The following is a 24,202-nucleotide window of genomic DNA, read 5'->3' as shown; positions in this document are numbered from 1 at the left end:
GGTGCTTCAGTCGGCCTCGGGCATCGGGGAGCAGGCGATCCGGAGGTTGCCCGCCGGGGTGTAGCGCGGCTGGACGATCATGGGGCCCAGGCCCTCGGGGGTGACGGCGATCTGCCGCATGGCGAAGACGCGGGTCGGGTTGCGCACGTCGTGCACCCGCCGTCCCACGCGCAACCGGTCGCCGTTGCCGAAGCAGGCCACGACGTCCCACTGGTCGGCGCCCTTGTGCCGCGGCGGCATCTTGTCCAGCGGCACCACGACGCGGATCACGTCGGGCGCCACCTCCTCGGCGTCCTGTTCCAGGACCCGCCCGGAAGCCACGAACTCCACCCAGGGCAGTTCCTCGCCGGGCCCGAACAGCCGGAAGTCGACCGTGATCCCGGCGTGGTCGATATGGACCTTCACGACTTCGGCCGACGGCTGCGCCGTGCGCGTCACGACCCGGGCATTGCCGGTGAACGAGCGCCCGATCCGGTGCCGTGCCCCCGTCGCCGCCGACTGTTCCATGGGCTTGGTCGGCCCTTCGTACGGAACCGGCGGCCGGACCAGGAGCAGCGCGCAGCGCTTCGAGCGGCGCCCGTCACGCAGTCTGAGACGCAGCTTCCAGCGGCCGTCGCCGACCGGGGCGCCCCCCACCTCGGCGCCGAGCAGCACGGCGGCGTCCATCAGAAGTACGCCGTCGGGGCCTTCGTAGACGCGTGCGTCGGTGCGCCACCGTACGCGTCGGCGCTTGAGCAGGATCTCGGCGCGCTCCGGCAGCCGGGCGCTGCGCGGCAGCCGGGCATGCAGATTCACCGTCTGCCCGTCGAGGATCGCGGCGTACAGCAGCTCGGCTCCGCGCCGGGCGCGCAGCGGCAGGAAGAAGCGTGCGATGAGGATGCCGCGCAGGGCGGCCACGCGCTTGCGCAGCTTGTACCGGACGGCACCGGCGCGCCGACGCAGCCCGGTGGGCCGCTTGGGGATACGGGTCATGCGTCGGTGCTTCTCAACTCTGCCGCGCGCGTTGCGGGAATTCCGGGCAGGCCGCGGGTCTCGTAGGGGCTGGGCACGGGGAAGTACGTCTCGAGGAACCGCTCGAGCATGCGGGTCTGCGCGTCGGGGTCCGGTCCGGACACGGTGTCGTTGATGCAGAACGTGTCGAAGTTGCGGTGTGCCAGGAGGCTGTTGAGGCGGCGCTCGGCGAGCGACGCGGCCAGGTCGACGTACTGGTAGCGCAGATCGCCGACCGTGGCGCGGGCCGAGTGGTACGCGTAGTAGTGGTGCAGCGACGACGCCACAGGAATGTCCTTGGGCGAGCGGAAGCGCGAGTGCTGGGTGGCCAGGTGTTCACGCGCGTAGACGTCTTCGATCTCGCTGAGGACGCTGCGGCGCAGGGCGTGCGGCGTGTGCTTCATCTTCTGCGAGAGGGCGCTGCCGAACTGCTGGGCTATGAGACGTCGGCTGTTCTTGCCCGCCGCGTTCACCGGAAGCTCGTCCGCCTGTACGTCACCGACGGGGATGAGCGCCTTCGACTGGAAGAACTTGGTCAGGCCGTTGGGGTGGAAGAAGTGGCCGGGGGTCACGGGGCGCCCGAAGAAGACGTCGTCGTTGAGGTAGAGGAAGCACTCCGACAGGCCCTCGATGTGGTGCAGCTGCGTCTCGATGGCGTGCGAGTTGAAGGTCGGCAGGGCCATCGGGTCCGAGAAGATCTCGCGGTGGTCCACCACCTTCAGGTTGGGGTGGTCCGTGTTGAGCCACGCCGGTGCCTGCCCGGCCGTCACCAGGTAGACGTTGCGCACCCAGGGGGCGTTCTGGTGCAACGAACGCAGGGAGTAGAGGAGTTCGTCGCGGCTGGTGTAGCGGGCGTCGTTCGCCGCTTGTTCGTGCAGCGTGCCGCCGGTCAGGGCACCGCGGGCGCGGTCCCGCGCGGCACGCCAGGCCGGGTCCGAGTCGTCGACCCACGTGTAGACGACGTCGACGGGGAAGGCGTGGTCCTCGGGGAGGCGTACGGAGAACTCGGCGAGGGTGGCGACGTCGCCGGTCGTGTACGCCGGAGGGACCGGGCTGAACAGGGCCTGGGGCGCGGTGCGGCGCGGCGCGTCCACGGGGACGCGGTCGGCGACGCGGTTGGCGCGGGGCGCCTCGAGCCAGCCGTCGCGCTCCGTCCAGAACTCCAGGTCGCAGCCCTGGTCGGCGCCGAAGACGAGCTGCTGCGTCGGGTCGGTGACGTACCAGGCGACGCGCAGGGTGCGCTGCTTGCGCAACTGGCGCCAGGACTTGTCCTCGTCGCCGGGCTGCATGGCCGACTCGGCGGCCGGGGCAGCGGCCGGCCCCACGTATCCGGGGGTCTGATCGAAGGCGATCCTGAGCATGTCCTCGGCCTCGTCGCGCAGCGCGGCGGGTACAGCGACCGTCGGCACGTCGTGGGCGGTGCCCCGGACGCAGAAGTAGTCGATGCCGCCGGCCTCGAGGACGGAGGTCAGGATGTGCAGATTGCGGGCGCGTGCGGCCCATGCCGTCGCACCGTCGACAAGCAGGGCCCGCATGTGACGACCGCCGACCCGTACGACGCGGCGCGCGTAGGCGGCGCTGTGGCGGGATGCGTTGCGACGGCCGCCCATGGCCCAGACGATGGTCGCGGAACGGACGGCGTCCACCGAGGTGAGCGAGGACTTGACCGCGGAGCGCAGGGGGGCGGGCACCTTGCGGACGATGCCGCGACGGGCGCCTGCCGGGAGGACCGACCGGTAGGTCGAGACCAGGGATCCCGCCTCCGGATTGCCGGAACCGACCACGAGGCATCCACCATCCACGCCACTGCGGTCCAGCGCCGACGGAACACGGACACCACCTTGTGCCCTGCCGTCGGTCGGAAGAAGACCGATCCCTGTTTGTCTGACTTTGCGAAGCCGTCGATGTTCGACTGCCTGACGGCCTTTTTTGCTCATTGGTTGAGCAAGTCACAGAACTTTCACATGAGGAACAGGTGAAAGTCCACCCAGAAATCAGGACAAAGCGCCAGGTAGCGTGTGACCTATCCCACCGGTCTCGCGTACAACCTTTTGCGAGCCAGGTTCGAACAGCAAGTGAAGCCAGGGTGAACCTTCCTGGCGTGTTCCGCGTGCTTATAGTGCTCCGTCATGACACATGCCGACACCACACCCAGCACCCGGGCGGACCGCCGCAGGGCGACCCGCGGAAAGGGCCGTCGGCAACGCACGCGCGGCCGCCGCATCCGCCGCATCATCCTGTTGACCCTGGTCGTCCTGATCGTCGCCGCGGGCGGCACCGGCTACTGGCTCTACAGCCGGCTCGACGGGAACCTCAAGGGCGTCGACCTCGACCAGGCCATCGGCACGAACCGGCCGGAGAAACTGCCCACGTCGGGACAGAACATCCTCGTCCTCGGCTCGGACTCACGGTCCGGCGCCAACGCCTCGCTCGGCACCGGCAAGGTGGCCGGAGCCCGCTCCGACACCGCCCTGGTGATGCACATACCGGAGGGCCGCACCCGGGCCACCGCCGTGAGCATCCCGCGCGACACCCTGGTCACCCGGCCCGAGTGCACCAAGGAGGACGGCAGCAAGATCCCGTCCGCGAAGCGGGTCATGTTCAACTCCGTGTACTCCCTCGCCGGTCCGGCCTGTGTGGTCAAGACCGTCGAGTCGATGTCCGGTGTGCGCATGGACCACTTCATGGAGATCGACTTCGCCGGCTTCAAGGGTCTGGTGGACGCGATCGGCGGGGTCACCGTCACGGTGGACAAGCCGATCCACGACACGTCCAGCGGTCTCGATCTGACCTCCGGTACGCACAAGTTGGACGGCACGCAGTCCCTGGCCTTCGTCCGCACCCGGCACGGCGTCGGGGACGGCAGCGACCTGGGCCGCATCGGGCTCCAGCAGCAGTTCATGATCGCCCTGCTGAGCGAGATCAAGAAGCAGGACCTGCTGGGCAGCCCCACCAAGACCTACAAGATCGCCGACAGTCTCACGGAGTCGCTCACCACGGACTCGGGGCTCGCGTCGCTCACTTCGCTCGGCAAGTTCGCCCGCAGCATGAACGGTGTCGACCCGGCATCCATGGAAACGATCATGCTGCCGGTCGCCTACGACAAGATCGACCCCAACCGGGTCGTCGCGGCCGAACCGCAGGCGAGCACCCTGTGGAAGGCGATCCGTTCGGACTCCGCGATCCCGGAGTCCGCAAAGAAGTCCCCCGCGACGGGCGGCTGACCCCTCCCGCACGGAACGGCGGCCCCCGGCGCAGCTGCGCCGGGGGCCGCCGTGCTCACACTCGCGTCCAGTCCCGGGAGAGGGTGAGACCCGACCCCTGCTCCTGCCGGGCCACGCGCAGGGCACCGTCCCTGCCGCGCACTGCGACGGCCACCCGCCCGTACGCGTCCAGGGCCAGAGCCGGGTCGCCCACGCACTCCACCCCCGTGTCCGACCACCACACGCCGTTGTGCTCGGCCTCGGTTCCGCAGACACCGATCAGCAGGGTGCCGCCGGCTCCGCGCTGGGCGAGGACCGTGCAGTCGTAGCCGTCGAGCGGGGCGCGCAGCGCGGCGAGGGCGCCGTCACCGGGAGCGCCACCGAGCGGGACCGGCCAGCCGCCCGCGCGGTAGGCGACGACTCCCGCCGTGTTCGGGTCGGTCCAGTAGTACGTGATGCGGCCCGGAGCCGTCTCCAGGGCGGTGCCGGAACCGGCGAGGGCGTGCAGTTGCATCGGTTGCCCGGCGCGCAGCGCGCCGTCGGGCTCCTCCTGCCGCCACTGCACGACCCCGCGCTCGGACGGGACGGCGACCTCCACGAATCCGTCCGAGGTGGCCGCGGGGATCGGGCCGTCGGCGAGCCAGGCGCTCTTGAGGTCTTCCCACGGGCCCCATCTGCCGTCCTTCTGCTCACGGCGCATCTGGAGGCCGTGCCCGGCGTTGCGCAGAAAGACGAAAACCGTCCCCTGCGCGTCGACCGCCGCCGTGGGCAGGCCGATCTGCCGGCCCTCCTCAGGGTTGCGGTAGGGGTTGCCGAGCGAGCGCCACTCGGTGACGGGGCGGCCCGTCTGGTACTGGATGGCGTGCACCACGTCCATGCCGGGGCCCTTGGCGTCCGGCCGCTGCCGGCGTCCGAAGAAGTGCACATACGAGTCGGCTCCCTGCGCGACGACCAGATCGGCCAGCCGCGGGAGCGGGAAGAAGTCGGGGCCGGACCACTGCGGCCCGCCGGGGCTCCGCTCCGTCCAGCGCAGCAGTCCGCCGTCCGCCGGTGCGTAGAGCGTGAGCCTGCCGTCCTTGCCGAGGGTCAGCCACCGGCCCCGGGCCGTCCCGATGGGCCGGAGCCCGGCCCCGTCGGCGCCCGGGCCGTCGACGGGGTGGGCAGCGCCCACGGCCGTCCCTCTTCTCCCCATGGCTGGGTTCACCTTCCCGATTCCGCCGCGTCATCTGCACGGCACCCCCGTACAACCGGCACATCATATGCCGACCTTCGAACGCTTCATCGGGCGCCGCTGTGCCGTCCGCCCAGGGCCAAGATCCATCGGGAACGAACGCCGGCTACCGGTCGTCGACCCGTAGTCGGCGGTAGAGGATCGCACCGTCGACGCATTCCACCTCCTGGTACGCCCCCAGGATCCGGGACATGGACCGGATCCGCTCCGGCCGGTAGGGCGCACCCCGCGCGTCGTCGACGATCAGCTCCGGCGCGGTGGCGGACAGTTCGGCACGGAACACCCCCCACGCCCCCTCCACCCCCCACTTCTCCCCCACCTGCGGCCCGTCCCGCCCGCCGCTGTAGTTGGTCAGCAGCCCCGCCGTGAGGTAGCGGCTGGCCGGGGTGCGGTCGGCGAGCCAGTAGGTCTCCGGGTGCATGCCCCAGACCAGGACGGGGTCGTGCGGGGTCGTGTGGGTGCGGATCGCTGTCGCCACGCGCTGCGCGTGGGTGAGTTCCGGGCGGGGGGCCAGCAGGCCCCAGGTGACGAAGAGGGCGCAGGCGCAGGTCGAGGCGAGGAGGGCGTCGGCGAGGCGTTCGCGCGGGAGGATCTGGAGGGAGGCCGTCGCCAACAGGGCCAGAGGCGGGGTGAGTTGGAGGAAGTAGTGGCCGAAGAAGTGGAAGCCGGCCAGGACCGCCGCGCAGGATGCGGCGAGCCAGAGCCACAGGTCCGTGCTGCCCGTGCGGGCGATGCGCAGGACGCGGACGACCGGGGGGACGATGCCCGCGCAGGCGATCGCGAGGATCGCCGTGTTGGTCAATCCCCGTGCCAGGACATGGAGTTCGGAGCCGGTGAAGGAGGCGTACGCTCCGGAGCCCGTCACCGTCCAGAAGACGAAGCCCGTGGGGGTCGTGGCGAGTGCCGCCGCGAGTACGGGGGCGAGCGCGCCAACCGACAGGCGGGTCAGGGCAGTTGACGGTGCTCCGGACCTCCACAGCATCCACAGGGCCGGGACGAGTACCGCTCCCCCGGTCTGCTTGGCCAGGAACGCACCGCCGATCGCGAGGCCGCACAGGCCCCAGCGGCGCCGGTCCGCGCACCACATCGCCGCCGCCGTCCACGGCAGCATGAACACCTCGAACGTGGCGGCCTGCGCGTCCTCCGGGTTGAGGCCGACGGAGATGAGGAGGTAGAGCGTCCCCGCCGTGCCGCCCGCCGTGTCGCCCCAGCGGCGGCGGGCCAGCGACGCGAGCAGCACGGCCGTCGTCAGCTGCGCCCCGATCGCGCACACCCGCAGCGGTGTCAGCGAGTCGGAGCCGAAGAGGGCGAACGCGGCCTCGTACAGCCAGGGGACGAGCGGGGGTTTGCGGTCGACGACCGTCTCGTAGAGCGCGCCGCCGTGGGCCAACATCCTTGCCTGGACGGCGAGATAGCCCTCGTCCGGGTTCCACAGGCGGGGGCGGAAGGACGGGATGCGGGTGACGCAGGCGAGGGCGGCGAGGAACGGGAGCAGGCGGGTCCAGTAGGCGCGGGCCGAGGTCGCCGCCGCCCCGCGGTCCTCGGATACGTACGGTAGCGATCGCGGCGCCTCGGTGAGCATGGCGCCAAACTATCCGGCCCCGCACTTCCCGTCTAAACGGGACATACGGGGCCGGATGCGCGAGAGGTGAATCGGTGTGCGATTACCGGGAGTTGCCGGTGGCAGCGCCCGCCGCCGCGCGGCTGTGGCGGCGCCCGTAGACGAAGTAGAGGGCGATGCCGATGACCATCCAGATCGCGAACCGCAGCCAGGTCTCCACCGACAGGTTGAGCATCAGCCACACCGAGCAGGCCACCGACGCGATCGGCAGGACAGGAACCCACGGGGCCTTGAAGCCGCGCGGCAGGTCCGGGCGGGTGCGGCGCAGGATCATCACGCCGAGGGCGACGACCACGAAGGCGAAGAGCGTGCCGATGTTGACCAGCTTGGAGAGCTCTTCGAGGGAGATGAAGCCCGCCACCAGCGCCGTGAGGAAGCCCAGGATGATCGTCGAGCGGTACGGCGTACGGAACTTGGGGTGCACCGCGCTGAAGACGGGCGGCAGCAGGCCGTCGCGGCTCATCGCGAAGAAGACCCGGCTCTGGCCGAGGAGCAGGATCATGCAGACGACGGTGAGGCCGACGACCGCGCCGAAGGAGATCACGCCCGCCCAGAACGGATGGCCGACCGCCTTGAACGCCTCGGCGAGCGGGGCGCTCGGGTCGAGGTCCTTGTAGTTCTGCATGCCCGTGACGACGATCGCGACCGCGCAGTACAGGACCGTACAGATGGCGAGCGAACCGAGGATGCCGCGCGGCACGTCCGTCTGCGGGTTACGGGTCTCCTCCGCGGCCGTGGCGACGACGTCGAAGCCGATGTACGCGAAGAAGACGACCGCGGCGGCGGTGAAGATGCCCATGACGCCGAAGCTGGACGGGGTGAACCCGGCGATGGCCTCCAGGAGCGTCGCGCTCAGGCCGGTGCCGCCCTCGGTGTCCTTGGCCGGCGGGATGAACGGCGAGTAGTTCGAGCCGTTGATGAGGAAGGCGCCGACGGCGATCACGATGAGGACGACGGTCACCTTGATGGCGACGACCACGGACGTGACCCACGCGGACAGCTTCATGCCGAGGACGACGACCGTCATCACGGCGAGGACCAGCAGGAACGCCGCGATGTTGAAGCTGAAGCCGTCGATGTCCGAGCTCGGTCCGCGCAGTGCCTCCGGCAGCGGGATGCCCCAGCTGTCCAGCAGGGACTGCACATAGCCCGCCCAGCCGACCGCGACGGTGGCGCAGCCCAGGGCGAGTTCGAGGATGAGGTCCCAGCCGATGATCCAGGCGGGGAACTCGCCGAGCGAGGCGAACGCGAAGGTGTACGCGGACCCGGCGACCGGGACCGTGGAGGCGAACTCGGCGTAGCACAGGGCCGCGAGGGCGCAGACCACGGCGGCGACGACGAAGGAGAGGGTCACGGCGGGCCCTGCGTACTCGGTGGCGGCCGTGCCGGTGATGACGAAGATGCCGGAGCCGATGACGACGCCGACACCGAACACGGTCAGGTCGAGCGCCGACAGGGACTTCTTGAGCTGGTGCTCGGGTTCCTCGGTGTCCCGGATGGACTGCTCGATGGATTTCGTACGGAACAGTCCCGTGCGGGTGCGCTCCGCGCCTGGGCCTGGCTGGGTGGTCACCGGCGTACCTCCGTTTGGCTTCGTCGTCCTCGACATGATCGAGACGAGTTGCCTCCGGCGGGCCGGTCAGTCCTCCAGGTTCACCGAAACGGAGCGGGCCGGACCCCCCTGATGGGTGAGTCCGGCCCGAATCAAGCCCCTGCGGCGATTGAGCAGCGGGGTCCGGGGCTCAGCCCCGTTGCCGGTCGCGCTTTCGTCGGCGGGTTGCCGCGCCGTCGTGGTTGCTCGCGCAGTTGCCCGCGCCCCTGACGGGGCGCTCCCTCTAGTCGCGGGCCGGCTCGGCCACTCCTGCCTCAGCCCGCTCGTAACGACCGTCCAGTTTCGCCACCAGGCCCGTGACCTGGCGGGCGATGTCCGGGGCCGTGAGGCCGATCTCCGCCATGACCTCCTTGCGGGAGGCGTGGTCCAGGAAGCGCGGCGGGATGCCGAAGTCGCGCAGCGGGACGTCGACGCCCGCGTCGCGCAGCGCCTGGGAGACGGCCGAACCGACGCCGCCCACGCGGGAGTTGTCCTCCACGGTGACGACGACGCGGTGGCGCTCGGCGAGCGGGGCCATCGCCTCGTCGACGGGCTTGACCCAGCGCGGGTCGACGACGGTCGTCGTGATGCCCTGCTTGTCGAGCAGGTCGGCGATCTCCAGGCACATGGGGGCCAGCGCGCCGACGGAGACCAGGAGGACGTCGGGGCGGTCCTCGGTGGCCGGCTTGCGCAGGACGTCCATGCCGCCGACCTTGCCGACCGCCTCGACGGCGGGGCCGACCGCGCCCTTGGAGTAGCGCACGACCGTCGGGGCGTCGGAGACCTGGACCGCCTCGCGCAGCTGGGCGCGGACCTGGTCGGCGTCGCGCGGCGCGGCGATCCTGAGGCCCGGGACGACCTGGAGGATCGACATGTCCCACATGCCGTTGTGCGAGGCGCCGTCGGTGCCGGTGACGCCGGCCCGGTCCAGGACGAAGGTGACACCGCACTTGTGCAGGGCCACGTCCATCAGGAGCTGGTCGAAGGCGCGGTTGAGGAACGTCGCGTAGACCGCGAAGACCGGGTGCAGGCCGCCCGCGGCGAGGCCCGCGGCCGACGTGGCGCCGTGCTGCTCCGCGATGCCGACGTCGTAGACCCGGTCGGGGAAGGCGTCGGCGAACTTCTTCAGGCCGACCGGCTGGAGCATCGCCGCGGTGATCGCGACGATGTCCTCGCGCTCGTGGCCGAGGCGGACCATCTCGTCGCCGAAGACGGACGTCCAGTCGGCGCCGGACGCCTTGATCGGCAGGCCGGTGTCGGGGTGGATCGGGCCGATGCCGTGGAAGCGGTCGGCCTCGTCCTGGAGGGCGGGGGTGTATCCGCGGCCCTTCTCGGTGAGGCAGTGCACGATGACCGGGCCGCCGAAGCGCTTGGCGCGGGTCAGCGCCGACTCCAGGGCCTCGATGTCGTGGCCGTCGATCGGTCCTACGTACTTCAGGCCGAGGTCCTCGAACATGCCCTGCGGGGCGATGAAGTCCTTGAGGCCCTTCTTGGCGCCGTGCAGCGTCTCGTACAGCGGCTTGCCGACGACGGGCGTGCGCTCCAGGAGGTCCTTGCCGCGCGCGAGGAAGCGCTCGTAGCCGTCCGTGGTGCGCAGGGTCGCCAGGTGGTTGGCGAGGCCGCCGATGGTGGGCGCGTACGAGCGCTCGTTGTCGTTGACGACGATGACGAGGGGGCGGTCCTTGGCGGCGGCGATGTTGTTCAGCGCCTCCCAGGCCATGCCGCCGGTCAGCGCGCCGTCACCGATGACGGCGACGACGTGGTCGTCGCGGTCCTGCACCTCGTTGGCCTTGGCGAGGCCATCGGCCCAGCCGAGGACGGTGGAGGCGTGCGAGTTCTCGATCAGGTCGTGCTCGGACTCCGCCTGCGACGGGTAGCCGGACAGGCCGCCCTTCATCTTCAGCCGGGAGAAGTCCTGGCGGCCGGTGAGCAGCTTGTGCACGTACGACTGGTGGCCGGTGTCCCACAGGACCTTGTCCTTGGGCGACTCGAAGACGCGGTGCAGGGCGATCGTCAGCTCGACGACGCCGAGGTTGGGGCCGAGGTGGCCGCCGGTCTTGGAAACCGCGTCGACGAGGAAGGTCCGGATCTCGCCTGCCAGCTGGTCCAGCTGCTCCAGGCTGAGCCGGTCCAGATCGCGCGGTCCCGTGATGCGGGTCAGCAGCGGCACCCGTGCCTCCTTGCAGTAGAGCTGTAGTAGCTGGTTGAGCTGTTCGAGCTTGCCGGGTCTGTCGAGTCTAATGTTCCGCCGTCGCGAGCGGCGGGCGGGCCCAGGGCCTGTCCGGCGGATCCTGTCACGGACGCGGTCTGTGGCACGCGCATCTGCCGCGTTGTCGTCGGTTGCCGACGCTCCGCGTCGACGCCCTCCTCCGCCTTGCAGCTGCACGCACCACAGACCGCTCACCAGCACAAACAGGCGCGGGCCGACAAGCCGCGACCTGATCCGCCGGACAGGCCCTGGCGTTCGGAGCATGACTGTGCCCGGCGTCACCGTTGACACCGGGCACAGTCAGTCGAGGCCAGAAGGGGTCCGGCTGCCGTCAGGCGCGGCCGGCCGACTTCTGGGTCTTGCGGGTGATCGAGTCGATGACGACCGTGGCGAGGAGCACACCGCCGGTGATCATGTACTGGATCGGCGTGGCGATGCCCTGGAGGGCGAGACCGTACTGGATCGACGTGATGACCAGCACACCGAGCAGCGCGTTCCAGGTGCGGCCCCGGCCACCGAAGAGGCTGGTGCCGCCGATGACGGCCGCGGCGATGACGTTCATCAGGAGGTCGCCGGCGCCGGCGCTCTGGTTGGCCGCCGCGATCTTGGAGGCCCAGAAGAGGCCGCCGACCGCCGCGAACAGACCCGCGATGGCGAAGACCGAGACGCGGATCGCGGTGACGTTGATACCGGCACGGCGGGACGCCTCGACGCTGCCGCCGAGCGCGAAGATCTTGCGGCCGTACGAGGTGCGGCGCAGCAGGAAGTCGGTGCCGACGAGGACGACGGCGAAGAGCAGCACCGCGAGCGGCAGGCCCTTGTACTGGTTGAACATGACCGCCACGGCGAACACGGCGATGGCGAGCAGCACCGTGCGCAGCACGATCTCGCTCAGCGGGCGGGACGGGACCCCGGCGGCCTCACGGCGGCGGGCGCCGAAGAACGCGGAGAGGAAGTACCCGGCCACGGCCACGACCGCGAGGCCGTACGCGGCGGCGACGTCGGAGAAGTAGTACGTGGTGAGCTTGCCGACCACACCGTCGCTGTCGATGTTGATCGTGCCGTTGGAGCCCAGGATCTGGAGCATGAAGCCGTTCCAGAACAGCAGGCCCGCCAGGGTCACGGCGAACGCGGGCGCGCCGATCCGGGCGAAGAAGAAGCCGTGCAGGGCGCCGATGACCGCACCGGCCGCGAGCGAGGCGAGCACGGCGACCCACTCGTTGACCCCGTGCGTGACGCTCAGTACCGCGGTGATGGCGGACGAGACACCGGAGACGGAGCCGACCGACAGGTCGATCTCGCCGAGCAGCAGCACGAAGATGATGCCGACCGACATCATGCCGGTGGCCACCATGGCGACGAAGATGTTGTTGAGGTTCTCCGCGCCCAGGAACGCCGAGTTCAGGCTCTGGAAGATGACGCAGATGACGATCAGGCCGATGACGACCGGGATCGCGCCCAGGTCACCGGCGCGGATCTTGCGCTTGAACTCGCCGATGTAGCCGGCGAAGCCCTGCTCGCGGACGAGGAGGCGGGGGTCGACGGCGGTCACCGCGGCGCCCGCGGCCGCGGGAGCGGCGTCCACCTGGGGCTTGGTCTTGTCGATGCTCACTTCTGGGCACCCCCGTTCGTGCGCGCCGCACGGCGGGTCACGGCGTTGTCCGTGGCCCCGGTGATGGCGGAGATGATCTCTTCGTTGGACGTGTTCTTGACCTCGAACACGCCGTTGTTGCGGCCGAGACGCAGCACCGCGACCTTGTCGGCGACGGCCTTCACATCGGCCATGTTGTGGCTGATGAGGATGACCGCGTGCCCGCGCTCGCGCAGCCGCTCGACGAGGTCGAGGACCTGCGCGGTCTGCTCGACGCCCAGGGCGGCGGTGGGCTCGTCGAGGATGACCAGCTTCGGCTCGCCGAGCATGGAGCGGGCGATGGCCACGACCTGGCGCTGACCACCCGAGAGCGAGGCGACGGGGATGCGCACGCTGGGGATGCGGATCGACAGGGTGTCGAGCAGCTCGCGCGAGCGGCGCTCCATCTCGACCTCGTCGAGGACGCCGCGCCTCTTGAGCTCACGGCCCAGGAAGAGGTTGCCGACGACGTCGATGTTGTCGCACAGGGCGAGGTCCTGGTAGACCGTCGCGACACCCAGGTTCTGGGCGTCGTGCGGCTTGTTGACCGCGACGGTCCTGCCTTCCCACTCGATGACGCCGTCATCGATGGGGTGCACACCCGCGATCGTCTTGACCAGGGTGGACTTTCCGGCGCCGTTGTCGCCGACCAGGGCGACCACTTCCCCGGCGTGGACCTCAAGCTCTACGTCGGTGAGCACCTGGACGGCACCGAATCGCTTGGAGACCCCGCGCAACGCCAACACGGGCGTAGCGGACACGTGAACCATCTCCTTCGCCGCCAAAGGCCTGACCCGGCGGGAGGTTGAACAGAGAAGACTGGGAGGGGAGTTGCTGGGCGTCCGGCGCCCCGCCGTTGAGCTTTGCGGGGCTTTCGGCGGCGGGGCGCCGGACGTGCTTACACGGGAGCGCTACTTCGTGCGGTGCGCAAGTCCCGTACAGCGTGGGGGAGTCGAATCTCCCGAGGAGCCCGTGCGGACTACTTCAGACCGATCTTGTCGCAGGCGGCCTTGTACTTGGCCGTGCAGATCTCGTCGAGGGAGTAGTACCCCTCCTTGACGACCGTGTCCTTGATGTTGTCCTGCGTCAGCGAGACGACCGGGACGATGACCGAGGGGATCTTCTTCTCGGTGCCGCTGTCGACGGTGCCCGTGGCGAGCGAGCTGTCGAGCTTGCCGTCCTTCGCGATGGAGACGGCCATCTTGGCGACGGTCTCGGCCTCCTGCGGGTACGACTTGAAGACGCTCATGTACTGGTCGCCCGTGACGATGCGCTGCACACCGGCGAGCTCGGCGTCCTGGCCGGTGACCGGGGGAAGCTTGCTCAGGCCCGCGCTCTTGAGCGCGGTGATGATGCCGCCCGCCATGCCGTCGTTGGCCGAGTAGACGCCGGCGATCTTGTTCTTGCCGATCGAGGAGATCGCGCCTTCCATGTTGGCGTTGGCGTTCTCCGGCTTCCACTCCTTGGTGTCGTAGGACTTGGCGATGGTCACCTTGTCCTTGAGCACGGAGAGGGCGCCCTTCTTGAAGAAGGCGGCGTTCGGGTCGGTGATCGCGCCGTTCATCATCACGATCTTGCTGCTCTTGGTGGCCTTGTCACCCATGGCCTTCAGGAGCGCCTCGCCCTGCGTCTTGCCGACCTCCTCGTTGTCGAACGAGGTGTAGGCGGCAATCGGGCCCTCGGCCAGGCGGTCGTAGGCGACGACGGGGATGCCCGCGTCCTTGGCCTTCTTCACGCCACCGGCGACGGCCTTGTAGTCGACCGCGTCCAGGATCAGGACGTCGACCTTCTTGGTGATCATCGTGTCGATCTGCTGCGACTGGACGGTCGCGTCCTGCTTGGCGTTGAGGTACTCGACCTTGCCCTTGCCATTGGTCAGCGTGGATATCTGCTTCTCAATGATCGGCTTGTCGAACTTCTCGTAGCGCGCGGTCTGGTTCTCCGGAAGGAGCAGGCCGACGGTGATGGCGTCGCCCTTCTTGGCGCTCGACGCCTTGTCGCCGTCGTCGCCCTTCGACTCCTTGGCGCTGCCACAAGCGGCGAGGGACACGGCCATACCGGTGGCGCAGAAAGCAACGGCGGCACGACGCATACGCGTGTTCACTTCAGAAACCTCCCTGACGAGGCCGCGACGTTGCGGCCGAGGTGGATTGGAGTCAACTCGGCCGCAACGTAAGCGTCAAGGAGTAAATACTTAACGAGATGGCAACGGTGTCATGCGTTCTCTAAGTGAAGGCAGGTGTCGCCGTCGGTACAACCCCGTCCAAAAGGGTCGAGTCCCCCATCTCGCTGAGCGCCAGGGCGAGCGCCCCGAGCACCTCCGCGCGGCCGCCCAACGCCCCTGGAAGGATGGAGAGTTGGCGGGCGGCGCTGGGGATCGCGTACCGCCCCACGGACTCCCTGATGGGCCCCAGGACCAGCTCTCCGGCCTCCGCCAGATCGCCGCCGAGGACGACCCGGCTCGGGTTCAGGAGGTTGCAGAGATTCGCGACACCGGAGCCGATGTGCCGGCCCACGTCCGCGATGACGCGACGGCAGCCCGGGTCGCCGTCGCGCGCGAGCCGTACGACGCCCTCCATGGTCAGATCGGTGCCGTGCGACGACTGGAGCAGGGGCAGCACGTAGCGGGCCGCCGTGAACGTCTCCAGGCAGCCCCGGTTGCCGCAGCGGCAGACCGGGCCCGACTCGTCGAGCGTGATGTGCCCGATCTCCCCCGCCGTGCCGCCGGGGCCCCGGTAGATCTGCCCGGAGATCACCAGACCTGCGCCGACACCGCTCGCGACCTTGATGTACGCGAGGTCCTTCACGCCGCGTCCGCTGCCCCAGACCAGCTCGCCGAGCGCGCCCAGGTTGGCGTCGTTGTCGACGTGCACGGGGGTGCCGAGGCGGCGGCTGAGCTCCTCCGCCGGCCTGGTCCCGGTCCAGCCCGGCAGGATCGACGTCGACCCCAGCGTGCCGCTCTCCACGTCGATGGGGCCCGGCACGCCGAGCCCGACCCCCGCGACCTTCGTACGGTCGACGCCGGTCGCCGCGACCAGGCGCTCGACCAGCTGCTCGGCGCGGTCGAAGCCCTGCGCGGCGCTGGCGTCCACGTCCAGCGGCTCGGACTCCTCGGCGAGCACCTGGTGCGCGAGGTTGCCGATGGCGACGCGCAGGTGCGTGTGGCCGAAGTCGACGCCGATCACGATGCCCGCGTCGCCGCTGAGCGACACGCTGCGGGCCCTGCGCCCGCCGGCCGAGGTGGGCGTGACCTCGACCGTTCCCCCGTCCTTGAGCTCCCGGACGATGTTGGAGACGGTCGCCGCGGACAGGCCCGTCGTCCTCGCGATCTCCGCCTGCGTGAGCGAACCCGCGAGCCGCACTGCGCGTACGACCCGCTCCAGATTGGCCCGGTGCAGCGACGACTGCGACCCCGGAGTCTCCATTGACCCACCCTTATCCGTGGCCCGCGTCACCCTGGGTGACCGAACCTTGTACAAGTTATGAACTCCAAACTCCGCTGAAGGTACCTATGCCGTCAACCCCTTGACAGAAATCGGTTCCTGGCACGCGCGAAGGGGCCGGGCCCCGAAGAGTTGTCTCTTCGGGGCCCGGCCCCTGTGAAGGCGCTACGGCGCGACGGTGGACGTCAGCGGAAGGTGCCCTGCGACACCGAACCGGCGATCCTGCGCTGGAAGATGACGTACACGACCAGTACGGGTACGACGGTGACGACGATCGCCGCGAACAACGCACCGTAGTCGATGCCGTAGGCCTGCGAGGACGCGTACGCGGCCATGCCCTGGGTCAGCACCCACTTGTCCTGGTCGGTGTTGAGCGCGACCGGCAGCAGGAACTGGTTCCACAGACCCAGGAAATTGAAGATCGCCACCGCGGCCATGCCCGGGCGGGCCATCGGCAGCATCACCTGGAAGAACGCCCGCCACTCGCCGGCGCCGTCGATCTGCGCGGCCTCGTACACGTCGTGCGGCAGCGACCGGAAGAACGAGTACAGGAAGAACATCGTGAACGGCAGCGCGAACGCGACGTAGGTGAGGATCAGCCCCGGCCGTGTGTTCAGCAGCCCGAAGTTCTGCAGCTGGAAGAAGAGCGGCACGATCGCCAGGAAGACGGGGAAGGTCAGCCCGGCGAGCATCACGTAGTAGATCAGCCGGCGCCCCGGGAACTGGTACCGGGCCAGGACGTACGCGCACATCGCGCCCAGCAGCATCACCAGGACCAGTGCGCAGACGACCACGATCACCGAGTTCAGGAAGTACTTCCCGATGCTCGCGTCGCTCCAGGCGCGCGAGTAGTTGTCGAACTGCCAGTGCTTCGGCAGCGCGAACGGCGACGACAGGATCTCCTTGGTCGTCTTGAACGACGACACCACTACCCACAGCATGGGCAGGATCACGATCACGGACCACAGGATCAGCAGGCCGTGCGCGATCACCGCGAACCTGCGGTCGCTGCCCGCGACGGCTCGCGTCAGCTTCTGGTCGCTCGCCCGCTCCGGGTCACGCGTCTGCTTCCGGTCGGCGGCTATGACGCTCACTGGGCACCCCCCTTGGCTACGGCACGCCGAGCCTTCAACCCACGCGCTCTCTTACCGCCGTCGCTCTCGCCCCCGCCGGTCAGACGGTTGACGGCGAACACCAGCGCCGCGAACACCAGGGTGACGACGGCGAGGACGACCCCCATCGCGGTGGCAAGGCCGAACTGCTGCTTGGCGAAGGCGACATTGAACAGCCGCTGGCTGATCGTGAGGGTCGAGTTGTTCGGCCCACCGCCCGGCAGCATGGCCTGTACGTAGACGAACGCGTCCAGCGCGGCGATGCCCAGGTAGATGTACGCGGTCTGCACACTGTCCCGGATCGCCGGCAGCGTGACCGAGATCGTCATCCGGAACCGGCCGGCTCCGTCGATCCTGGCCGCCTCGTACAGCTCGGCGGGAACGCCCTTGATCGCGGCGATGAACAGCACCGCGTAGAACCCGACGAGCCCCCAGACGATGACGAACATCAGGGCCGGCATCGCCGTCGCCTGCTCGCCCAGCCAGGCGAACTCCTTGAAGCCGTCCAGGCCGAGCCCGCTGAGGATGCCGTTGACCAGGCCCGCGTTCGGGTCGTACATCTGCGCCCAGATCAGGCCGACGATGATCGCCGGCACGACGTAGGGGAAGAACGAGACGATCCGGTAGAACGATGCCCCCTTGATCCCCCGGACGGGGCCCTTGCTGGGCCCGCCCAGGGTGATGGCCACCGCGACCCCGAGAGCGAGCGTCAGCGTCACCAGCGGCACGAAGGCCGCCAGCAGGGCGACATTGCGCAGCGCCTTCAGGAAGACATCGTCCTGGAACATCTTGACGAAGTTGTCGAGGCCGACGAAGTCGTAATCCGGGCTGAAACCCCGCCAGTTGGTCATCGCCCAGAAGATCGCCTGGGCGAAGGGGTACAGGACGAAGATCACGAAGATGGCGACCGGGAGACCGAGGAACGCGAGGAAGAACGTCACCCGGTCGAAGGTGAGCTTGCGGCGCCGGGGCCGCCCGCCGCGAGCGGCCGGCACGGGCCGGCTGCTCGCGGTGTCGGAGATGGTGGTCGTTTCTTTCATCGCAGTGCTAGCTGACCTTGATCTTGTCGACGGAGTCGTCTTCCCGGACCTTGTCGGAGATCTTCTGGAGCGCCGAGGTCAGGCCCTTGGCGTCGAGGTCGCCGGAGAGGAACGAGTTGAACGGAACCAGCTGGTCCGTGTTCATCCCGTAGGCCTCGACGAAGTTGTACGTGAAGATGTTGGTGCCCGCGGCCTCCAGCATCTTCGTCTGCGAGACGAGGGCGGACGATCCGTAACCGTCGGCGGGCACGGTGCCCTTGACGATCGTCGGGGCCAGCTTCGTCTTGGAGAAGTTGGCGGCCGCGTCCTTGGACAGCATCGCCCGCAGCACTTCCTTGCCGCCGGCCGGGTTCTTGCCCTTCTTGGGGACGATGAACGGCTCGCCGGCGGCCGCGCGGATCGCCTCCCAGGGCAGCTTCGGCTTGTCGGTGAGCGTCATCGAGGGGAAGCCGGTCATCTGGAAGTCGGCCTTGGTGGCCTTCTTCATCTCGTTCTCGATCCAGCCACCGGACGGGTAGAGCAGCGCCTTCTGGTCGTTGCTCCAGATCGCCTGGGCCTTCTGGAACTGGGTGCCGGAGCCGCCGGGGACGAACATCTTCTGCTTGACCATGGTCTCCATGACCTTGATCACGCCCTGGATGGCCGGGTGCGACCAGCAGCCCTTCTCCAGGTTCTCCAGCGCGAGCCGGACCTCGTCGCCGCCCTCCTTGATCGCCGAGTCGATCAGGAGCGTGCGGTAGTAGGTCGCCGCCTCCTTGCCGTGGACGAAGAGGTACTTGCCCTTCTTCTTCGCCTTCTGGCCGAGGTCGAGCGCCTCGTCCCACGTCTTCGGCGGGGTCCAGCCGTTCTTCTCGAACAGCGTCTTCGAGTACCAGACGCCGTACACCGTCATCACGTAGTTCAGCCCGACGAACTTGTCCTTGAACGTACCGGGGCCCTTGACGCCGGGGTAGATCGTGTCGGCGATCTTCTTGCCCTCGTAGTTGTTCGCCTCGAGGACGTCGTCGAGCTCCTCGAGCTGGTCGAGAATGCCGAGGAAGCCGATCTGGTCCTCACCGGAGTTGTCGATGAGGTCCGGCGGGTTGCCGCCGACGAAGCGGGGCTGGAGTTCCGGGGCGATGTCGACGACCGGCTTGACCTTGACGTCGAGACCCTTGCTCTTCTTCTTCGCGATACCGCCGGCGAACGTGACGTAGTCGACGCCGTAGCCGCCGTTGAAGATGGCCGCGTCGACCTTCGAGTTCGCGGCGACACCGAAGGGGTTGTCGGCGCTCGTCTTGCCCTTCGAGGCCTTGTCACCGTCGCCGCTGTCGGAGGGGGAGCTGCACGCCACCGCGAACGAGCCCACGGCCGCGGTCGCGATCGCCCCGCGCAGGAGCGTGCGCCTGTCGAGAGAGCCGGCACGAATGGTCATTTCTGCATCCTCACTGATCGATTGGATCTTTACCGGTGTGCTGTTTGTGCGGCCTGCGGGCCGGATCGGCCCCGCGTGCACCGCACTTCTTCCAGAGCGCGCCCTGATGCGCATCAGGGCGTTTCGCCGTCTTCCCGGTGCCGGTCGGCGGCACCGATGGTGATCAGCCGAGCGATGCCGAAAGCTCGCGATGGCTCACGCCGGGGATGGGTCCCATGCTCAAGTCCTCGCCTTCTCCAGGACTCAGGCGGTGCACCGGATCCTCCCCGGCACCGCGGTGATGTGCTGTGTTGTGCCCCTGCTGAGGGGGAAACGCAGGTGGAGCTGGGTGGTACCAAGAATTCCGGTCGATAAGGGAAAACACGGATTTCGGGCCGCTGACCGCGCCCCGCCGTACTCCCCCGTCCCCCGGGTCCGCACCGTGGCCTGAACTCGGACCGGGCCGGACGCCGACAGGTATAGTCCACTCCCTGTGAACTGGGCAAGATCGAATGCAGGTTTGGACATCGGTCTTTTCCGAGTTGAGACCTCCCGGAAATAAGCCGCACGCCGGACGTTGCCGCTCCTCTCAACTGCCTTGTCTACAAAGGGTGTACGCAGCCACAAGGTGAAGCGCTTCACCTCGGCGCATTCCACGGCCCCGTCGACACGCTCCAACACCCTTGACACCACTGGCCACTTGCCGCCCTACTGGACCTTGCGCAGCGAACTGACAACGTTGTCGACCGTCGCCGGGAGGGTGCACACTCCATGCAAGGCAGATCCAGACCCACACGAGGCAGACTCGCCACCACGGCCGCGCTGGGCGCGGCCGCCCTGGTGCTCACCGCGGCCGGCCAGGGGGCCGCCGTCGCGGCGCCGCCCCAAAAGCCGCAAGTGGCAACGGAGTTCAACTCCTCATTCGAAGCGGGGCAACCCGTCCCCGACTGGCTGAACACGGTGGACACGGCCGCCGACGGCAGCAAGCGGGCGTCCGGCGTCGACGGCGGCTACAGCGGCGGCATCCCGGGCAATGTCAACGGGCACGTCACCGACGTCCGCGCCAGCGGCGAGAACGGCGGGAGCGGCGAGGTCGCGGCCAACCTCGTCGACGGTGAGGCCACGACGAAGTGGCTGGCGTTCACGCCGACCGCCTGGGTCGAGTACGACCTGGACGAACCGGTGAAGATCACCAAGTACGCGCTGACATCGGCCAACGACCACGACGAGCGCGATCCGAAGGACTGGACCCTCCAGGGCTCGGCCGACGGAAAGGTCTGGACCACTCTGGACAGCCGGTCCGGCGAGACGTTCGGCGAGCGGTTCCAGACGAAGACGTACGATCTTGAGAGCCCCGCCGAATTCGCCCATTTCCGCCTGGAGTTCACGAAGAACAACGGCGCGGGCGACGCGACGCAATTGGCCGATTTCCAGCTGTCGACGGGCGGCGACCAGGCACCGGCGCCCGAGGACATGCTCTCGCTCGTGGACAAGGGCCCGAGCGGATCGCCGACGGCGAAGGCGGGCGCGGGCTTCACCGGGACGCGGGCCCTGCGCTACGCGGGCACGCACAAGACGGACGGCCGCGCGTACTCGTACAACAAGGTCTTCGACGTCGATGTGGCGGTGGCGAGGGACACCGAGCTGTCGTACAAGATCTTCCCGTCGATGGCGGACGGCGACCGCGACTACGACGCGACGAACGTCTCCGTCGACCTCGCCTTCACCGACGGCACGTACCTGAGCGACCTGAAGGCCGTCGACTCGAACGGCGGGCTGCTGACCCCGCAGGGACAGGGCGACGCCAAGCGGCTCTACGTGAACCAGTGGAACGCGGTGAAGTCCGGGATCGGGTCCGTCGCGGCCGGCAAGACGGTCGACCGGATCCTCGTCGCGTACGACTCCCCGAAGGGCCCGGCGAAGTTCCGCGGCTGGCTCGACGACATCAGCATCGTGAAGGCCCGGCCCACCGCCCCCAAGGCCCACTTGAGCGACTACGCGTCGACGACGCGCGGCACGAACTCCAGCGGCGGCTTCTCGCGCGGCAACACCTTCCCGGCGACGGCCGTCCCGCACGGCTTCAACTTCTGGACGCCGGTGACGAACGCGGGCTCGCTCAGCTGGCTCTACGACTACGCGCGCGACAACAACGCGGACAACCTGCCCACGATGGAGGCGCTGGCCGCGAGCCACGAGCCGAGCCCGTGGATGGGCGACCGGCAGACCTTCCAGATGATGCCGTCGGCGAAGGCGGGCGACGCGGTGGACACGTCGCGCTCCGGCCGGGCACTGGCCTTCCGGCACGAGAACGAGACGGCCCGCCCGTACTACTACGGCGTGACGTTCGAGAACGGCGTGAAGGCGGAGATGACGCCGACCGACCACGCCGCGGCGCTGCGCTTCAGCTACCCCGGCGACGACGCGAGCGTCGTCTTCGACAACGTCTCCGAGCAGGGCGGCCTGACCCTGGACAAGGAGCACGGGATCGTCACCGGCTACTCGGACGTCAAGTCCGGCCTGTCGACGGGCGCGACCCGGCTCTTCGTCTACGGGGTCTTCGACAAGCCGGTCAAGGACGCCGCATCGGCCGGCGTGAAGGGCCACTTCACGTTCGACGCGGGCAAGGACCGCACGGTCACGCTGCGCCTCGCGACGTCCCTCATCGGCATCGACCAGGCCAAGGACAACCTCGCCCAGGAGCTTCCCGCGGACCGGTCCTTCACCGACGTACGGGACGCGGCGCGCGCCCAGTGGGACACGCTGATGAAGAAGGTGGAGGTCGAGGGCGCGACGGAGGACCAGCGCACGACGCTCTACTCGTCGCTGTACCGCCTGTACCTGTACCCCAACTCCGGCTTCGAGAAGGTGCGTTCGGAGGGCGGTGAGGCGACGTACAAGTACGCGTCCCCGTTCTCGGCGATGCCGGGTCCGGACACCCCGACGCACACCGGCGCGAAGATCGTCGAGGGCAAGCCGTACGTCAACAACGGGTTCTGGGACACGTACCGGACGACCTGGCCCGCGTACTCGCTGCTCACCCCGAAGAAGGCGGGCGAGCTGGTCGACGGGTTCGTGCAGCAGTACCGGGACGGCGGCTGGATCTCGCGGTGGTCGTCGCCGGGGTACGCGGACCTGATGACGGGCACGTCGTCGGACGTGGCGTTCGCCGACGCGTACGTGAAGGGGGTCGACGGCTTCGACGTCGAGTCGGCGTACAAGGCGGCCGTGAAGAACGCGACCGTGGTGCCGCCCCAGTCGGGCGTGGGCCGCAAGGGCATGCAGACCTCGCCGTTCCTCGGCTACACGTCGACGGACACGCACGAGGGTCTGTCGTGGGCCCTTGAGGGCTACCTCAACGACTACGGCATCGCGCGGATGGGACAGGCGCTCTACAAGAAGACGGGCAAGAAGCAGTACAAGGAGGAGTCGGAGTACTTCCTCAACCGGGCCCGCGACTACGTCAACATGTTCGACGACAAGGCGGCGGGGACCGGCTTCTTCCAAGGCAAGGACGAGAAGGGCGACTGGCGTGTGAAGTCGGGGGACTTCAACCCGGCGATCTGGGGCTACGACTACACGGAGACCAACGCCTGGGGCTACGCGTTCACCGCTCCGCAGGACAGCCGCGGCCTCGCCAACCTGTACGGCGGCAGGGGCGGCCTCGCGAAGAAGCTCGACACGTTCTTCTCGACGCCGGAGACGGCGACGAGCGACGTGGCCGGTTCGTACGGCGGGGTCATCCACGAGATGACGGAGGCGCGCGACGTACGGATGGGCATGTACGGCCACTCGAACCAGGTCGCGCACCACATCACCTACATGTACGACGCGGCCGGCCAGCCGTGGAAGACGCAGGAGAAGGTCCGCGAGGTCCTCTCCCGCCTCTACACGGGCAGCGAGATCGGGCAGGGCTACCACGGCGACGAGGACAACGGCGAGCAGTCGGCCTGGTACCTCTTCTCGTCGATGGGGTTCTACCCGCTGGTCATGGGCAGCGGTGAATACGCCATCGGCTCCCCGCAGTTCACGAAGATGACGCTGCACCTGGAGAACGGCGAGGACCTCGTCGTCAAGGCGCCGAAGAACAGCGCGAAGAACGTCTACGTGCAGGGCGTGAAGGTCAACGGCCGTACGTGGTCGAAGACTTCGCTGCCGCACTCGGTCGTCGCGAAGGGCGGTGTCATCGAGTTCGCGATGGGCTCGAAGCCGTCCGCGTGGGGTACGGGCGCGGACGCGGCGCCGACCTCGATCACCAAGGACGACAAGGTGCCGTCGCCGCGGTCGGACGCGATCACCGGTTCGGGCCCGCTGTTCGACAACACCTCGGCGACGACGGCGAGTTCGGCGGAGCCGGTGGACCTGCCGGTCGGCGCGGACGGCACGAAGGCCGTGCAGTACACGCTGACGTCGGGTGACAAGGCGAAGGCCCCGACGGGCTGGAAGCTGGAGGCGTCGGACGACGGCCAGGCGTGGAGGACGGTCGACGAACGCTCCGGCGAGTCCTTCACGTGGGACAAGCAGACGCGGGCGTTCTCGGTGAGCGCGCCGGGCGCGTACAAGCACTACCGGCTCGTGTTCGCCGGGGGCGGCGAGGCGACGCTCGCGGAGGTGGAGCTGCTGTCGTGACGTACGGGTGAGGGAGGGGGCTGGGTCGGGAGCGGCCCGGCCCGAGTGGCGGGCCGCGTGCGGCGACGTAGCCGACGAGGGGACCCGGATCGGGGGGGGGGCGACTAGGGGGA

General features: G+C 69.0%; 15 protein-coding genes. 2 read left to right on the top strand and 13 right to left on the bottom strand.

What is annotated here, in order from left to right:
- Nucleotides 1-6: 6 nt before the first annotated feature.
- Both AB0L37_RS30375 and AB0L37_RS30370 read right to left on the bottom strand, forming a co-directional pair.
- A complete protein-coding gene (locus AB0L37_RS30375; protein WP_365512407.1) occupies nt 7-972 on the bottom strand; it encodes a hypothetical protein in 966 nt (321 codons plus the stop codon).
- On the bottom strand, nt 969-2,774 hold the full coding sequence (locus AB0L37_RS30370; RefSeq protein WP_365512404.1) for a stealth family protein: 1,806 nt from the start codon (nt 2,772-2,774) through the stop codon (nt 969-971). Before AB0L37_RS30370 ends, AB0L37_RS30375 begins: the two co-directional genes overlap by 4 nt.
- 345 nt (nt 2,775-3,119) lie before the next feature.
- Between AB0L37_RS30370 and AB0L37_RS30365 the strand changes: the two genes are divergently transcribed.
- Entirely contained in the window at nt 3,120-4,214 is a 1,095-nt protein-coding gene (locus AB0L37_RS30365) for an LCP family protein (RefSeq protein WP_365512401.1), read from the top strand.
- A gap of 55 nt (nt 4,215-4,269) precedes the next feature.
- Here AB0L37_RS30365 and AB0L37_RS30360 read toward each other — a convergent pair whose 3' ends face one another.
- The 11 genes from AB0L37_RS30360 to ngcE all read right to left on the bottom strand — a co-directional run bounded on the left by AB0L37_RS30360 (nt 4,270) and on the right by ngcE (nt 19,484).
- Nucleotides 4,270-5,385, bottom strand: coding sequence for a hypothetical protein (locus AB0L37_RS30360; RefSeq protein ID WP_365512398.1), 1,116 nt, complete (start codon nt 5,383-5,385; stop codon nt 4,270-4,272).
- 145 nt (nt 5,386-5,530) lie between these two features.
- Nucleotides 5,531-7,006, bottom strand: coding sequence for a glycosyltransferase family 39 protein (locus AB0L37_RS30355; RefSeq protein WP_365512395.1), 1,476 nt, complete (start codon nt 7,004-7,006; stop codon nt 5,531-5,533).
- 82 nt (nt 7,007-7,088) lie between these two features.
- Nucleotides 7,089-8,654: an amino acid permease gene (locus tag AB0L37_RS30350; protein ID WP_365512392.1), complete on the bottom strand. Its 1,566-nt coding sequence runs from the start codon at nt 8,652-8,654 to the stop codon at nt 7,089-7,091.
- 226 nt (nt 8,655-8,880) lie between these two features.
- On the bottom strand, nt 8,881-10,806 hold the full coding sequence (gene dxs, locus AB0L37_RS30345; protein ID WP_365512389.1) for a 1-deoxy-D-xylulose-5-phosphate synthase: 1,926 nt from the start codon (nt 10,804-10,806) through the stop codon (nt 8,881-8,883).
- Nucleotides 10,807-11,176: 370 nt separating this feature from the next.
- The gene (locus tag AB0L37_RS30340; RefSeq protein ID WP_365512386.1) at nt 11,177-12,457 is read right to left on the bottom strand and encodes a sugar ABC transporter permease; all 1,281 of its coding nucleotides are present in this window, start codon (nt 12,455-12,457) and stop codon (nt 11,177-11,179) included.
- A complete protein-coding gene (locus tag AB0L37_RS30335) occupies nt 12,454-13,245 on the bottom strand; it encodes an ATP-binding cassette domain-containing protein (RefSeq protein ID WP_365512383.1) in 792 nt (263 codons plus the stop codon). Before AB0L37_RS30335 ends, AB0L37_RS30340 begins: the two co-directional genes overlap by 4 nt.
- A 209-nt stretch (nt 13,246-13,454) precedes the next feature.
- Nucleotides 13,455-14,579 (bottom strand): substrate-binding domain-containing protein, encoded by a 1,125-nt coding sequence (locus AB0L37_RS30330; protein ID WP_365512380.1) that lies wholly within the window; start codon nt 14,577-14,579, stop codon nt 13,455-13,457.
- A gap of 121 nt (nt 14,580-14,700) precedes the next feature.
- Entirely contained in the window at nt 14,701-15,900 is a 1,200-nt protein-coding gene (locus AB0L37_RS30325) for an ROK family transcriptional regulator (protein WP_365512377.1), read from the bottom strand.
- Between the two features lie 203 nt (nt 15,901-16,103).
- On the bottom strand, nt 16,104-17,012 hold the full coding sequence (locus AB0L37_RS30320) for a carbohydrate ABC transporter permease (protein ID WP_365512374.1): 909 nt from the start codon (nt 17,010-17,012) through the stop codon (nt 16,104-16,106).
- A complete protein-coding gene (locus AB0L37_RS30315; RefSeq protein WP_365512372.1) occupies nt 17,009-18,070 on the bottom strand; it encodes a sugar ABC transporter permease in 1,062 nt (353 codons plus the stop codon). The genes AB0L37_RS30320 and AB0L37_RS30315 overlap by 4 nt, the downstream gene beginning before the upstream one ends.
- 7 nt (nt 18,071-18,077) lie before the next feature.
- Nucleotides 18,078-19,484 (bottom strand): N-acetylglucosamine/diacetylchitobiose ABC transporter substrate-binding protein, encoded by a 1,407-nt coding sequence (gene ngcE, locus AB0L37_RS30310; RefSeq protein WP_365512369.1) that lies wholly within the window; start codon nt 19,482-19,484, stop codon nt 18,078-18,080.
- Nucleotides 19,485-20,234: 750 nt separating this feature from the next.
- On the opposite strand from ngcE, the gene AB0L37_RS30305 reads away from it, so the two are divergent.
- Nucleotides 20,235-24,089 carry a GH92 family glycosyl hydrolase gene (locus tag AB0L37_RS30305; RefSeq protein ID WP_365512367.1) on the top strand — a complete coding sequence of 1,285 codons (3,855 nt, stop codon included), beginning with the start codon at nt 20,235-20,237 and terminating at the stop codon, nt 24,087-24,089.
- Nucleotides 24,090-24,202 lie beyond the last annotated feature (113 nt).

Source organism: Streptomyces sp. NPDC052225, assembly GCF_040679615.1.
Lineage (GTDB): Bacteria > Actinomycetota > Actinomycetes > Streptomycetales > Streptomycetaceae > Streptomyces.
The sequence above is the reverse complement of the archived record's forward strand: the minus strand, read 5'-3'. Positions and strand labels throughout refer to the sequence as shown.